Source organism: Leptospira sanjuanensis, from assembly GCF_022267375.1.
GTDB lineage: Bacteria > Spirochaetota > Leptospiria > Leptospirales > Leptospiraceae > Leptospira > Leptospira sanjuanensis.
The window spans coordinates 3,316,054-3,330,744 of record NZ_JAIZBH010000001.1 but is presented as its reverse complement, the minus strand read 5'-3'; the positions used below and the strand labels follow the sequence as shown (position 1 = coordinate 3,330,744).

Genomic DNA, 14,691 nt, shown 5'->3' with positions numbered 1-14,691 from the left:
CGTGCAGGGGGAAATCTCCAGGTTCTTTCTATTTCTTGTCGCATTAATTTTTTTCTCCGTCCTTTTCGGACATCTGCGTTCCATCAATAAGGAATATCTCTACGCCGATTCCTCCGTTTCCAAGGAAGAATCCTTTCTGGAACGAAAAACCTTTCCGTCTCAGGTTCTTTCCTTTGTGAAAGGAATTCTAACTTTTCAACCCGGCAAGACCGCTTCGGGAGAATCGGTGTGGAAACATATTTCCTCCAGAGTCCTTCCGACCCTGCACCTTGCGGTCTTTTCCGTAGGCTGGGGAAGTTTTTTGGCGATCGCGATCGCGTTGGTCGTTTCCAAAAACGAGGAAAGCGTTTCGAGAAGGGCGTTTCTGTTTCTGAGCAACTTGATCCTGTCCACGCCCGTATTCGTGGTAGCGGTGATTTTGCTTTTGGTCTTTTTCGTTCAGTTGGAATGGTTTCCGCCGGGCGGTTACGAAAACGGAAATACGACGTATGTGATTCTTCCCGGAATCGCTTTGGGTTCGAGGGTTTGGGCGAGAATCTATCAGTTTGCCCTTAGTCTCGCCGAAATCGAATTAAAATCTCCGTATGCCAAGGTTCTTCGCGCGCGAGGATATTCTAAAAATAGAATATTATGGAATCATGTATTGTTGAAGATTCTTCCTTTGCTCGCGGTTTTGATTCTGCTCGATTTCAGTTCGCTTCTTTCCGGAGCGATGATCGTGGAGGAGATTTTCTTTTTCCCCGGAATCGGCAAGTCCATGTATTACGCGATTCAGACGATGGACGCCGAATTGTTGAGCGCGCTTTTGTTTTACAGCGGCCTTACGTTCTATCTGTTCAGCAGAATCTCTTTACGGTTTCAGGAAAATCTTACCGGAAAGGAGGGCCTTTCTTGATGGGCAACGTTTTACGGATTCTTTTTGCGGCGTCGGCGATTGTGGGCGTGCTTTGGAAAAACCCGCCTACGGAAGTTTTTCTGGAAGATAGTTTTTGTTCGGTTACTTGGAATCATCCTTTCGGTTGTGATCGTTTGGGAAGAGACGTTTACGGCCTATTCGCATACGGAACCGTCGCCACATTATTGTTTTCCCTTCCGTCCCGCGTATTGACGCTGGCCTTTACTTCGCTGGTTTGTCTGTTCCAATATTCTCTTCCGTTTACGGGAAGATTGTTTTTTACTCCGATCTCTTCCGTGTTCGTTTCCGTTCCTTCCTTGCTCATCGCGTTGTTGACCGTGCACGCGCTCGGCAACGGACCGTCCGTTTTGGTCGTAGCGATCCTGTTAGGGGATTGGGCGTTTTCATACGAAACCTTGCAGAGTAAAATTCGAGAGACGGACGGAAGCGGATTCGTTTTGGCCTCGGCATATTTCGGCGCGTCGAGGGCCAACGTGTTTCGAAACCATATTTTTCCGGCTTCCTTACCCGTGTTGAAAGTTCTGTTTACGACAGGGTTACCCGGAGTTGTAATGACGCTGGCGCTTTTTAGTTATTTGGGTGTGAGCGCCGGTTCCGATTGGTTCGGACCCGGTTTGGGCGAACAGATTTCCTTTGCGAGAGATTACGCGTATTCGGCTCCGTTGGCATTGGTGATGCCTATTTTGGGGATCGTAGGTTTGGTCACCGCATTGAACGTGGAAAAGAGATGATTCGAGTATTTGCATTTATTCTAATATTAGCGATTTTGAGTATGGGAATTTCCGCGCAAGGGATCGACGATTATTATCGTTTTCCCGAAGCCGGTATGAGGGAAAGAATCACGTTCGAAACCGAACGGAAACTCTGCGTTTTCCCGCTCAAAAATCAGAACGCGGACGCGAACATCGACTATCTCAGCAAAGGATACGGCGGTGTTCTGTATTCCGGCTTAAAGAATCTGTTTCAGATTTTCGATCCGGACGTAATTCCGACCAGCGCTCAACACGGATTCGGAAAACCGACCGGAAGAGAGAAGTTGAAGAAGGGAGAATGGGACGGGGATATCCTGGAACAGGTCAAGAACGCAAAGGAAACCTCTCCCGAAAAAGATCCGCGCTTTCTGACGTTAAAAACGGAATACGTTCAAGACGAAGTTCCTCCCGAAGACAGCACGCTCTTTTTATCGGGAAAGAAGCAGGGATGTTTTTACCATCTTGCGGGAACCTACGAGAAGAAGAGCGATTCGCAGATGGAACTCAAACTCATCCTGAGATCTTCGAAGGACGCTTCCCGAAAAGAATTCAGAGTCAAAACTAGCGTTAGACGCTCTTATCAAGAGTTGGACGGTTTAATCGGCGAGATCAAAAAGGAACTTATCGGAAAGAATACGGTTTCATTCTCCTTTAAATCGGGAACCATGGACGGAGTTTTGGTTTTTTTGGACGGACAATTTCTCGGTAAAACTCCGCTTCAAAAATCGGACCTTCTTCCGGGTAACCACGTCATCAAGTATTACATGGACGGGTTTCAAAGTCGCGAGCAACGAGTTTCCGTTCAGGAGGGAGGAAGTTTCGAAATGATTCTTTCCAAAACTCCGAGAGAAGGTTTGATTTCCGTGACTTCGAATCCGGAAGGAGCAAACGTATATCTCGGCTCCGAGTTTTTAGGAAAAACTCCGTTGCAGAATGTCCGAGTCAAAACGGGATTCAACCGACTTCGTTTGTCCATGGAAGGACATGTCGATTTACTAAAAGGCGTCGAGGTGAAAAAGGACGAAGAGTTAAAACTCGATCTGAATTTGAGACAAGGCGACAGCGTCTCCTATTACAAAAATAAACAAAACGTGTTTTTAGATCATTCATACAACGATTTCTCGATCTATTCCTTATACGGGACGCTTTTGTTTTACGCGGGTTATTATTACTTCAACCTAAAGGCCAACGATCTTTATGATCGCGCGCGTTCTCAAGTCAGTTTGACTTCGTTGTACTTATCGGCTAACGTTGTTTCGCAGGACGCGTTTATCGGAATGTATTTGTATCAGGAAAGGATCATCCGTGAAACGAATCATGACGCGGGTAAATATCAAAAGTTGGCCGGTAACTTCGGAAGACACGAAGGCCTGACGGGCGGAGTGATGGTTTACGGAATGGCAGCGATGTTGATTTTCGCCGCAACGTTTTATTGGCTCGGTTTGGACGAGGAAACCTTGGACGTGGGCGTCGCCCCGAAACGGGTCAACAATCCGTATGCGATCCCGGGACAGATCATCGAGATCGATTCTTACGCGAAGTTCAATTTTCGCTTTTAAAAGAATCAGCCTTTTCCTTCTCGATCCGTTTTGTTTTTATCGAGCAGTTCTTTCACGATCGGAAACAATCGAAAACTTCCCAAAATCAAAATCGGTTCCTGCGTCCGAGTAGCGGAAAGAATTCTTTCTTGAAACTGCGATCGATTCAACGTCTCTTCGGGCAAACAATTCGCTGGAATAGAAAATTCGGCTTCTGCGAGAATCCGAAAGTCCGTAATGTCGGATTGGGCTTTTGCCGTTCGGAGAATTTCCACGATTCCGTTTCCGTCTTTGTCCTTTAAGATTCCCGCGAGCACTTGAAATCGCGATTTCGGATAGGCGGCTTTCAGACTTCGTAATGTTTCGAAAAACGCGTCAGGGTTATGAGCCGGATCAAACACGAGTAGAGGGGAATCTCGAAGAACGGCCAATCTTCCGGGTGGAAACGATATTCGACCTTCGTAATAAGAAAACGGACGTTTTATAAATCTGTTTTCGAGTTTGATCGGAAAGTCGGGGTGAAATTCCAGTTCCGTTTTACGCTTGTTTGCGAGATCGATTTCGTATTTGTTCCCTTCGTCTATTTCCCTAAATAATTCTAAGTTTAGAATATTCTGAAATACTTGATAACTGAAGTTTTTGTTTCGGGAAAGATAGTCCCCTTCGACCGGGGTCTGCGAAAAAATAAAACATTCGATCCCGTTTTGCGAACAGAACTCCCGGATTTTTTCGTCAAGTTCCGGTTCTTTTGGTTCGATCGCAAAAAGCGATTTCGTATCGGAGCCGCAGATCCCGAGCTTCTCCTGTAGGATTTGTAGTTTTGTGTTTCCTAAAATTTCTTTATGATCGAATCCGATGCTTCCCAAAACTACGACATCCGGGTTGCAGAGTTTGGTCGCGTCGAGTCTTCCTCCGAGTCCCGCTTCGTAAATTTGAATTTCGACTGATTCTTTTTCGAAAAAGAAAAAGGAGGCAAGGGTAAAGAGTTCAAAAAAGGAAAAGGTTTTTAGATCGGATTCGGCGCCTTCGGTTTTCCATTCGCTTAACATTTTGTCGAGTTCCCGCTCTTCGACTTCGCGGAAGTTTTCGTTTTGCGATCCGATTCGGATTCTTTCCAAGGGAGAGATAAGATGCGGAGAAGTATAGAGTCCCGTTTTGAATCCGGAAAGCCTGAAAAATTCTCCCAAAAAATGCGTGATCGAACCTTTGGCGTTCGTTCCCACTACGGAAATTCTGCAAAGGGTGGAAGCGTTTCTTCGATCGAAACCGTATTTTGAAAGAACGTTTGCGAAGGGCTCGAGGGAATAACCGGTAAAAACGTTGAAATTTCTCGTCTTTTCCAAGTTGGAAAGTCCTTCGATGAATTCGAAAAAACCGGAATGCGACGTTGAGTTCATCGATTTGCGAGTGCGTGAGACAAACGTTCTCTCGTTTTAATCACATCTTCCGCGTTAGGTGATATTCCCGTAAAAAGTTCGAACTGCTTCATCGCTTGATACAATAACATTTCGGAGCCGGGAATAATCTTAGCTCCGTTTTTTTTTGCGGTCGTTACGAGCGGCGTTTCGAGCGGATTATAGACGATGTCAAAAAGAGTCATGGAAGATGTGAAAAATTCTCCGGGTAAAAAAGGACCGGGCGATTGTCCTTTCATTCCGAGCGGGGTAGTATGAACGACTAACGAGATTTCCTCGCTTCGGTTTAATATCGCGTCGGGCGAGACGTATTCGGTTTTTACGTTTGTGTGTTCCGCGATCAACGCACAGATTTCGTTTCCGGTCGTTTCGTTTCTCGAACAGAGAATCAAGTCGCTGATTTTTCCGGAAGCCGCGAGGCTGTATGCGATTCCGCGCGCGCTTCCGCCGCTTCCAAGTATGACGGTTTTTCCTTTCCGTATGGATTCCGGCGCCCATTCTAAAATGGATCGATACGCGCCTTCTCCGTCCGTATTATACGCGTTAATCGAGTCCGGTCCGATGAGAAGCGTATTCGAGGCTTTCATGATCGCCGAAGCGTCGTCGGCTTTGTCCGCGAGAGCGAAGGCTTTTTCCTTGTGGGGAATGGTAACGGACAGCCCGAGAACTCCGGAATCCCTAAAGTTTCGGATCGTTTGCGAATTCAGTTCGGGCGTTTCAAAAACGAGATAGGAAGCATCGATCCCCCTGTCCCTATAAATTGAATTGTGAATGAGCGGTGAAAGTGAGTGTGAAAGCGGAAATCCGACTATACCAAAAGTCTTAGTGTGCTGATTTGTTTTCTGGTTCAAACTTGGTTTTCTCTTTTTTGGAGTTGCGCTTTTTCCGTTTGAGGTCTCGGAAACTTTTATCTCTTCGATTCGTTTCTTATAAAAGAGAGCGGGTCGGCTCGGAGCTTTAGACTTTTTTGCTCCAAAAGAAGCAAGTTTTAGAACGAGTCGTAAAATGAGTCGACTAAAAGACAATTCCCGAAAATGCTGTATTGGAATGAGCCTACTGAATTTACCTGATTCTTTTTTACACGGATTGAGCGCACAACTCTTTTTGACGCCGCTTGCTTCTTTTTCAGGCTCACCGTGGTGGACCACGATTCTGGATGTTCTTTTTGTCGTTGGAATTTCGGGCGCACTTTCCTGGTATTATTACTACTACAAACGCAAGGATCTGCTCGGCGGTTTTTGGGGAGCGCTCATCGTCGCGTTACTAGGATCTCTGATTATTCTTTCCTTACTTCAAGACTTCATTCGTTCCATCGTTCTGTGGCTGATTTCCCCGAAATTCGGTATCTACCAAATCTCCAACGTAAACTTGCTCGCGGTTTTATTGGGCGGTCTTCTCGCTCTTTACATCATGAACCGCATCAACCATAACAAGGAAAGAAGGGATTAAATTCGATTACGGTCGTTTATCCCTTCTCTTTGGAAATTAGATCGAGTCGCGTTTAACGCGGAATCATATCAGTCTTTCTTCTTCACCGGAATTTCAAGATATCCCATTCTTGAGACGTTTTCAACGTCCACGATCAATTTTTTATTCAGTAGCTTGTCCGAATCATCATAATAGCCCACGATTCTTCCGTCAAACTCGATGATCACCAAAGGTTTTGTAAGAAACTTGTCCATTGCCGATTCGTATTTTTTATCGATGCAAAGGATGATCGTTCCGTAAAACCCGCTTACGCGCGCTTCAACGTACGTCTTATTTGGATTTAGATCGGAAAGTTCTGGACCTTCGTCCGCGATTTGAAACGTGGAGAGATCGGGATTTGCAAGATATTCCATAAAGAGCACTTGAGTCTTTTCTAAACTTCCTCCGAACCATTTTTCCGGCTTGGCCCATGTTTTCTCTATGAAATCGAACGTAGGGACTTTGAAATGTCTATAACCATTTTTGAATATTCCGGTTTCCGTGACGGTTCCCGAAGAATCATAACGTGTACCTTTTCCGTGAGGACGCCCGTCTTTAAAATCTCCTTCGTATTTGCTTCCGTCCGGATCGGTGAGTTTTCCTTTTCCGTTAGGCAAATCGTCCGCATACAGACCTTCGAATTTTTCTCCGTCCTTACAGGTATAAAAACCCTTGCCGTACCTTTTGTTCTTCTTGAAGGTGCCGTGAAAAACGCATTCCGTATCTTCCGCTTTCCAAGTAAATATTCCCTTTCCTTCATATTCGGAATTTTGAAATTCTCCTTCGTATTTTTTACCGTCCGAATAAGATATAATCCCGGTTCCGTGCGGTTTGGAATCCTTCATATCTCCATCATAGGCTTCCTTGTCCGTGCAGAGGTATTTTCCCTTCCCGTTGATTTTACCGGATAAAAAGGTTCCTGAAAAGTCGCAGGTTTCGTTCAGGTTCGGATAGAATTTTCTCAACGTGCCCGAGCCGTTGAGGCAATCGCCGGTGATACAAACTCCGTTTGCGATCCATTCCCCATCGTATTCGATTTTATCTTCCGGAAGAATTAACTTTCCTTTTCCGTTTTTTTCGCCGTTCTTAAAAACTCCGAAAAATTTTGCGCCGTTTTTAAACTCGATCTCACCGAAGCCTTCAAGCTTCCCGTTTACAAACGAACCTTTGATCTTGTCGCCTTCCTTATCGATTAAGACTCCTTTGCCGTTTTTACAATCCCCCGAAACGCACTTTTCTTCGTTTTGGGAAAACAAGGGAAGGGACGTCATTATAAGAGCGATTAACGTCGTTGCGATTGATTTCGAATACATCGGTTTGTCCTGAATTGCGGTTTTGATTTGAAGATTGTTTTCGCCTGATCGTTGCCGAGTTTAATTTTTGGTTGAGTCGAGGCGTTTTTCATTTTTCAGACTCAACTCGTACAACTTGATATACTTTAAGAAATTATAATAGAATCCGAAGAGCGCCAGAACGAAACCCTGCTTTCCGTCCAAAAATCCGAACCGGATCACATACATCCAGAACGCCTTGTAAAACCCTTCCATAAAGGCGTGAAACAGGCCGCTCGTTTTCCCCGCGCGGAATTTTTCCTGGGCGCCTAACTCGGAATACGAATTGATATAACGGATATGATCCCCGATATTCCTATACGAATAATGATATACGGGAGAATTCAGTTTTTTGCATATTCCGGAAACTTGAACGGTCTCGTGCACGAGACCGCCTCCGAATTTGCCCTTGGATTTTTGAAACAAGCGGATGCGTCGATTCGGATACCATCCGCCGTGACGAATCCATTTTCCCAAATACCAAGTCAATCGGGGAGTCGAATAACCGTCCCCGCTCGGAAGGCCGTTCGCGAATAAACTAAGAATTTCTACCTTGAGATCGGGTGAAACTTCCTCGTCCGCGTCGAGCGTTAAAACCCATTCGTTTTTGACCAAGGATAACGCGAAGTTCTTTTGCGATACGTAATCGTCGAATTTCTTTTTGTGGACTTTTGCCTTATACTTTTTGGCGATCTCTACGGTTTTGTCTTTGGAACCGGAATCGACAACGATGATTTCCGAAACGAAATCAAGAGGTTTTAGACAACGCTCTAAATTGTCTTCTTCGTTGAGTGTTATGATACAAACGGAAAGGGGAAGTTGTCGCATTTAATTCTTATGATCGAGTTTCCGTATGCTCTGAAAATCGGGAGTCAGCGGGATTTCCAATCGCGCGATCGTGACGTCTTCGCGAATGATGATTCTAAAATACGAAGGATCGATTCCTTCTCCCTTGAGCATGATTAAGATCAGCGCCAATCCGATTCCGGCGCCTTCGGTATTGTCCGCATTGTCCAAATAAAACTGTGCGATGTCGTTGTAACGCATTCCCTTTTCCAATTTTTCGCGCAGCGATTTTTCTTCCTGCTGCGTGACCGGCGCATTGTTTACGACTTCGATCCGAATTCCGTCGAAGGAATAATGAAAACTGATCAGGCAATAATATCCTTCCTTCTTCGCTTTTTGTCCGTAACGTTCGGACATCGCTTCGCTGAAAATACTCTTATATTCTCGAACTCCTTTTTCGTAATCGGAAGCGTTGTTTAGATCCAGACCTTTTTCTTCGAAAAAAATCCTTTTTTGGTTTGCTTTGCAGGCGTTGATCGCCAACTCTTTTATTATAGTATAAACCGTAGGAACCAGAGTAGGATGAGTCACCTTATCCAGAATCAGTCCGACTGCCTCTTGGATATGCTCTTCGACAGAATGAGTCATCCTGTGGGTTTTCAGAGACAGGATTTTTCCGTTCTCAATTGTTAGCCGGATATTGTCTGATATATCTCGGATTTCCTGCCCCATCATCCATGAACATTCCGGAATCTGTTTTGTTTGTCAAGAGAGTCATTTTTAGAAAGGGAAAAAAGAAGCATCTTTCCGAATTCGATTGTATCGGCGTTCTTTTTAAGCCGATTGTTTTTTTCATCACGTTATTGTTCATAACCGAATCGGCGAGCTCCGAATCGATCACCTTAAACGCGGTGCGTTATCTTCTTCCCGGTAAAAAAGAATATTCCGATCCTTCGGAAATTCGAATCGAAAACGGCAAAGTAACATCGATCAAAAAAATAAATTCTTTCTCCGGAAAAGTTTCGTATGTGTTGCCCGGTTTTTGTGATGCGAACGTCACGTTGTCCACGGATTCGCTCGGCGGTCAAAAAGATCGAGCGGGAGTTTATCTTTCTTTGCAATCGCTGCTGGCGCACGGGTTCACGGGAATTCTTTCCGTGGGAGATCCCGCATGGGTCGCGACCCTTTTGAAGGAGGCGGAAAAATCCGGAAAGAATTCTCCCTGGGTTAAAAAGACGGAAGCGCCTTGGATCGCAGAAAGCGCGGAAACGAAACATTTAGGAAACTTGCCGGGTTACAATGTGATTCGTTCTTCGCAAGACGCGGTCGCGAGAATCAAAAAAAGACCCGCTTCTCCCGTTCATTTGTTTTCGCGTTATCAGGAAGGGGAAACGTTTTCGTTCGACGGTCCGTTTTTATATCAGCTTAAAAAAGCAGCGGACGCGGAGAACATCAAACTAGCGTTATCCGCCTTTGGCGACGAATACAGTATTCTCGAAGGAATCAACGCCGGAATTCCGACCTTGTATCATCCCGTTCCCGATACGATCGCGGGAAGAATTTCTCCGGGTGTTTTTCGCAACATGAACTGGGGACCGATGTTCTCCGTGTATTATTATCAGAAGATCGCGGGAACTCCCGAATGGGAAACCGATCTGAACGCGATGAAGGAATGGAGTTCTTACTTTGCAAAGAACATCGCGCCCGAGCCCGAGTTTGCCGGTAAACTTTCGCACATACAAGAAGAGGATCGGCCGCTTGCGGAAAAGGAATACAATTCCTATCTTGCATTTTTAGTCAGACAAAAAAATCTAAGTCAAGGAATGCTTCTCGCGTCCGGCACGGGTTACCTTCACGTTCATCCCGGAATCGGCGGATGGAAAGAGATGCGGATTCTTGCGGATGTTATCGGCAACGAAGAGACGATCCGTATCGCCACCGAATCCACTTGCGGTTTTATCGAAGCTCCGCACGAAGGAAAAATCCGCGAAGGCAAACCCGCATTCATGAATATTTTTACGGAAGATCCGCTCGTCGATTTAAAGAATTTGAAATCCCTCCGCAGAACAATCGCCGGAGAAATTTCATATCCGCCAGAAAGAAAGGAACCGGCTTCCAGTCAAAAAAAGAGAGGGAAAAATAAATGAAAGAATCCGAAAAAGAACTCTTCGAAAAAATGTTGGACGCTTCCTTCAAAAAGAAAAAGGCGATGGAAGCGGGAACGAAAGTCACCGCGGTCGTGAACTCCGCTAAGAAGGATTTCGTTTTCGTAACCGCCAAGGAAGGAAAACTTCAAGGAATCATTTCTTCCGAAGAATTTGCCGAGTCCGGTCTTCCGAATCCCGGAGAAGAAATCGAAGCTTACTTTTTGAAAGAGGATCACGGCGACATCCACTTCACGACTTGTCTGAGCGGAGATTCGTTGAACAAAGATCTATTAGAAATCGCTAAAAAAGCGGAGATTCCCGTACTTGGACAATTCGTCAGCGAGGGAGAATCCGGCGCGGACGTTAAGATCGGAGAATTTACCGGCTTTTGCCCTTTTTCTCAGATCGATCCCGAGTTTAAAAAAACGGGCTTGGTCGGCAAGAGACTCAAGTTCCTGATTCAAGACATCGGAACCAGAGGCAAACTCATCGTTTCCCAAAAGAAAATTTCGGACCGAGCCAAAGAAGCGAAGCTCGGCGTTCTCAAACAAGAACTCAAAGAAGGAATGTTCGTCACCTGCAAGGTCAAGACGATTCAGAACTTCGGTTTGATCGTCGAGATGGACGGACTGAGTGCGCTGATTCCGATCAGCGAAGCGACCTACAAAAAAAATCCGGAACTCGAAAAGGAATTTCAAGTCGGTCAGACTCTCCGCGCGCGCGTTCTCCGCATCGATTGGGAAAATCAGAAGTTCGCATTAACGGTTAAGGATTTTCTAAAGGACCCTTGGGCGCAGACCGTTCCGTTTAAGGAAGGCGATATCGTAAAAGGAACGATCGATTCTTTAAAACCGTTCGGCCTCTTCGTCAAGTTAGACGATCATTTCAACGGACTCGTTCCGGGAAGAGAAACCGGAATTCCGAACCGCGTTCCTCTCAATCAGAGTTTTAAACCCGGAGACGTAATTGACGTTTTTGTAATGGAAGTGAATCCCGAAAGAAAACAGATTTCCCTTTCGATTCAAAAGGCGAAAGAGATTCAAGAGAGAATGGACTACAGCAGTTATCTGAGTTCGGACACGAGCGGATCGACGAGTTCCTTCGGAGCGATTCTTCAGAAGTCACTGGAAAAGAATAAGAAAAAATGATCCGATGCCTCTGCATATAGGACTCTACAGACCCGAGATCCCTCCCAACACCGGAAACATCGCGAGACTTTGTGTGGCCTTGGGAGCGGAACTTCATATCGTCGGACAAGCCGCGTTCGACCTTTCGGAAAAAGCCGCGCGCAGAGCTGGGCTCGACTACTGGGATAAGGTGAAACTTTCGCTTCATTCTTCTTTAGAAGAATTTAAAGCGGTTCTTCCGGACAATGCGGATCTGTATCTGATTTCGATTCACGGTAGACGTTCTTACACGGACGTTCGTTACAAGGACGGAGACGCTTTTTTGTTCGGAAACGAAACGTCGGGTGTTCCCGCAGAAATGAAAAATTCTTGGAATGCGGAGAAGATCTTAAAAATTCCGATGGAAGATTCTTCCCGTTGTTTGAATCTGAGCAATTCAGTCGCGGTGATTTCGTACGAAGCGATGCGCCAAATCCGCTCCTGGTAAAAACGGATTTACACGTTCAGAATTCCACACTCCAATGGATAAAGTATGAGCTTCCATCTTTCTCGAGAAGAAATCGAAAAGCAGATTCAGTCGATGCTTTCTCAGGGGTTGACCGGCTCCGTGAACGATTTTTTCGCGTGGATTCGGATGGAAACTCTCCGCAAATTCAAGGACGAACCCGATATCGAAAATTCGGTCGTCTCCGAAATCCTAGAAGGTTTCGTAGATTCGGGAACCGTGAAACGCAGCAAGTTCAACGCGAAGGAATTTCACATTCATCCCGATCAAATCCAGGGAAAAAAATTCCCGTCTAAGGACAGTTATGTTCTACTCGGCAAGATCGCGTTTCAGCCGATGCAATACGTCCGAAGTCGTCTCGAATTCTTTTTAAAAACTCAGGGAACTCCCGAGGACATCGTCATCGATCTTTGCATCGGCGCGTTGGAAGCAGTGGAAAACGCGGTAAAATACGGGGACGGAACCGAGGTCGAAGTGGAATATTCCATCGACCGGGATAAAACGCTCTTCATCAAAATTATAAATAACCTCAAAGAATTGAATCTGGAACAGGACATCGAACGGGGAAAATTCTCCTCCACCGCGACTCTCATGCGCGGCATGATGGTGATGCAGAAACTCTTCGACGAACTCGATCTGGAAATTCTCGAAGATAGAAAACAGGCTCAGTTCAACGCCAAGAAAAAACTTTCGTAGTTATGGCAGCCGTATTTAAAATCCATTCCGCATATCAACCCGCCGGAGATCAGGTTAAGGCGATCGAAAACATCGCTTCTTCCTTTAAAAAAGGAGAAGAAAAAGTCACCCTCGTGGGGGTGACCGGTTCCGGTAAAACGTTTACGATGGCTCAGGTGATTCAGAATCTCGGATTGCCTACGCTCGTCTTGTCGCATAACAAAACTTTGGCGGCGCAGCTCTTCCGCGAATTCAAGGAATTCTTTCCCGAAAACGCGGTGGAATACTTCGTTTCGTATTACGATTATTATCAACCGGAAGCGTATGTCCCTTCTTCCGATACGTTTATCGAAAAGGACAGCTCGATCAACGAAGAGATCGATAAACTCAGGTTGCGCGCGACTTCTTCCCTTTTGGAACGGGAGGACGTGGTCATCGTTAGTTCTGTTTCCTGCATCTACGGTTTGGGTTCGCCGGAAGAATATACGAATTCGGTTGTCGCATTAAAAGTCGGCGATACGATAGAGCGCGACGCGGTGATCCGCAAACTTCTTCATATTCAATACAATCGCAACGACATCGATTTTTCGAGGGGAAACTTCCGCGTAAGAGGGGATTCGATCGAAATTTATCCTGCATACCATACCGACGGAATTCGGATCGAATTTTTCGGGGACGAGATCGACTCGATCAGCAGAATCAATCCGGTAACGGCGCAAACGCTTCTTAAATTAGAAAAAGCGTATATATATCCCGCAAAACACTTCATCACTTCCGGTCCCAAGGTCAAAGAAGCCGTGGAAAACATCCGTTCCGAAATGGAAATGCAGGCGGATTTTTTTAGAAAGAACAACAAACTTCTCGAAGCGGAACGCATCACTTCCCGTACGAATTACGATATGGAAATGCTTCAGGAGATGGGATACTGCAACGGAATCGAAAACTATTCCAGACATTTAACGGGAAGAAAAGCGGGAGAACGTCCCGCTTGCCTCATCGACTATTTTCAGGGAGAATTCCTTTTGATCGTGGACGAGTCGCACGTTACGATTCCTCAGATAGGAGGAATGTTTGCGGGGGATAAGGCCCGCAAACAGACGTTAGTCGACTTCGGTTTTCGTCTTCCGAGCGCGCTCGACAACCGTCCTTTGAACTTCAACGAATTCGAATCATTGACTCCGAAAACGTTGTATGTTTCCGCGACTCCGGCAGAATACGAATTGGAAAAAAGTACCAAAGTTGTGGAGCAGATCATTCGTCCCACCGGACTTTTGGATCCGATCGTGGAAGTGCGTCCCACTAAAAATCAGATCGAAGATCTTCTCGTCGAAATCCGTAAACGGATCGAAGCGGGAGAACGCGTTTTGGTGACGACTCTCACGAAAAAAATGTCGGAAGATTTGACGGATTATTACGAGGAGATCGGTTTGAAGGTCGCTTATCTCCACTCCGAAGTGGAAACCTTGGATCGTGTCGCGATCATCCGCGATTTGCGGAAGGGGATTCACGACGTTCTGATCGGGATCAATCTTTTACGGGAAGGTTTGGATATTCCCGAGGTTTCTTTGGTCGCGATTTTGGACGCGGACAAGGAAGGTTTTTTAAGAAATTATAAATCTCTCATACAGACCATCGGCCGCGCGGCGAGAAACGTGAACGGAACCGCGATTCTTTACGCGGATAAGATGACGGACTCGATGGCTAAGGCGATCGACGAAACGAAACGGCGGAGGCATATTCAGGAAGAACACAACCTGAAGTTCGGAATCACTCCGCTCACCATCAAAAAAGAAGTCAGCGACATCATAGAAAGGGAAGAAAAAGAACAAACCTCCGAAGACCTGATTCTCGAAGACGTGGACAAGAAATTCAATTCCAAGAAATTCCCGAACAAGGAAGAATTGAAGGATAAACTCCGCGAAGAGATGATGAAGGCCGCCAAGGATCTGGACTTTGAAAGAGCCGCGATCTTACGGGATAAGATGTTGTCGATTCAGACGGGCGATTCTTCCGCAGAAAACTAACACAAAGG

14 protein-coding genes are annotated in these 14,691 nt (G+C 45.8%); 9 read left to right on the top strand and 5 right to left on the bottom strand.

The window, feature by feature from the left end; translation table 11 throughout:
• Position 1 precedes the first annotated feature (1 nt).
• The 3 genes from LFX17_RS15040 to LFX17_RS15030 are packed head-to-tail and all read left to right on the top strand — an operon-like array spanning position 2 to position 3,227.
• The gene (locus LFX17_RS15040) at positions 2–895 is read left to right on the top strand and encodes an ABC transporter permease subunit (protein ID WP_238730933.1); all 894 of its coding nucleotides are present in this window, start codon (positions 2–4) and stop codon (positions 893–895) included.
• Positions 895–1,647, top strand: coding sequence for an ABC transporter permease (locus tag LFX17_RS15035; protein ID WP_238747226.1), 753 nt, complete (start codon positions 895–897; stop codon positions 1,645–1,647). The genes LFX17_RS15040 and LFX17_RS15035 overlap by 1 nt, the downstream gene beginning before the upstream one ends.
• Entirely contained in the window at positions 1,644–3,227 is a 1,584-nt protein-coding gene (locus tag LFX17_RS15030; protein ID WP_238747225.1) for a PEGA domain-containing protein, read from the top strand. Before LFX17_RS15035 ends, LFX17_RS15030 begins: the two co-directional genes overlap by 4 nt.
• 5 nt (positions 3,228–3,232) lie before the next feature.
• On the opposite strand, the gene LFX17_RS15025 is transcribed toward LFX17_RS15030, so the two are convergent.
• The gene (locus tag LFX17_RS15025) at positions 3,233–4,603 is read right to left on the bottom strand and encodes a folylpolyglutamate synthase/dihydrofolate synthase family protein (protein WP_238747224.1); all 1,371 of its coding nucleotides are present in this window, start codon (positions 4,601–4,603) and stop codon (positions 3,233–3,235) included.
• Positions 4,600–5,472 carry a shikimate dehydrogenase gene (gene aroE / locus LFX17_RS15020; protein WP_238747223.1) on the bottom strand — a complete coding sequence of 291 codons (873 nt, stop codon included), beginning with the start codon at positions 5,470–5,472 and terminating at the stop codon, positions 4,600–4,602. Before aroE ends, LFX17_RS15025 begins: the two co-directional genes overlap by 4 nt.
• 205 nt (positions 5,473–5,677) lie before the next feature.
• Here aroE and LFX17_RS15015 point away from each other — a divergent pair, with 205 nt between their 5' ends.
• Entirely contained in the window at positions 5,678–6,070 is a 393-nt protein-coding gene (locus tag LFX17_RS15015; protein WP_118955203.1) for a hypothetical protein, read from the top strand.
• A 68-nt stretch (positions 6,071–6,138) separates the two neighbouring features.
• On the opposite strand, the gene LFX17_RS15010 is transcribed toward LFX17_RS15015, so the two are convergent.
• From LFX17_RS15010 to LFX17_RS15000, 3 genes are read right to left on the bottom strand one after another with little or no spacing between them, the layout of a single operon-like run.
• On the bottom strand, positions 6,139–7,401 hold the full coding sequence (locus LFX17_RS15010; RefSeq protein WP_238747222.1) for an MORN repeat-containing protein: 1,263 nt from the start codon (positions 7,399–7,401) through the stop codon (positions 6,139–6,141).
• Between the two features lie 60 nt (positions 7,402–7,461).
• Entirely contained in the window at positions 7,462–8,247 is a 786-nt protein-coding gene (locus LFX17_RS15005) for a glycosyltransferase family 2 protein (RefSeq protein WP_238747221.1), read from the bottom strand.
• On the bottom strand, positions 8,248–8,940 hold the full coding sequence (locus LFX17_RS15000; RefSeq protein ID WP_118955114.1) for a histidine kinase: 693 nt from the start codon (positions 8,938–8,940) through the stop codon (positions 8,248–8,250).
• A gap of 2 nt (positions 8,941–8,942) precedes the next feature.
• Here LFX17_RS15000 and LFX17_RS14995 point away from each other — a divergent pair, with 2 nt between their 5' ends.
• The 5 genes from LFX17_RS14995 to uvrB are packed head-to-tail and all read left to right on the top strand — an operon-like array spanning position 8,943 to position 14,683.
• Positions 8,943–10,352, top strand: a complete 1,410-nt coding sequence (locus tag LFX17_RS14995) for a hypothetical protein (protein ID WP_319941256.1) — start codon at positions 8,943–8,945, stop codon at positions 10,350–10,352.
• Entirely contained in the window at positions 10,349–11,500 is a 1,152-nt protein-coding gene (locus LFX17_RS14990; RefSeq protein WP_238730925.1) for a S1 RNA-binding domain-containing protein, read from the top strand. Before LFX17_RS14995 ends, LFX17_RS14990 begins: the two co-directional genes overlap by 4 nt.
• A 4-nt stretch (positions 11,501–11,504) precedes the next feature.
• Entirely contained in the window at positions 11,505–11,966 is a 462-nt protein-coding gene (locus LFX17_RS14985; protein ID WP_238747218.1) for a tRNA (cytidine(34)-2'-O)-methyltransferase, read from the top strand.
• Between the two features lie 45 nt (positions 11,967–12,011).
• Positions 12,012–12,680: an ATP-binding protein gene (locus LFX17_RS14980; RefSeq protein ID WP_238730923.1), complete on the top strand. Its 669-nt coding sequence runs from the start codon at positions 12,012–12,014 to the stop codon at positions 12,678–12,680.
• A gap of 2 nt (positions 12,681–12,682) precedes the next feature.
• Positions 12,683–14,683, top strand: coding sequence for an excinuclease ABC subunit UvrB (uvrB, locus tag LFX17_RS14975; RefSeq protein ID WP_238730922.1), 2,001 nt, complete (start codon positions 12,683–12,685; stop codon positions 14,681–14,683).
• Positions 14,684–14,691 lie beyond the last annotated feature (8 nt).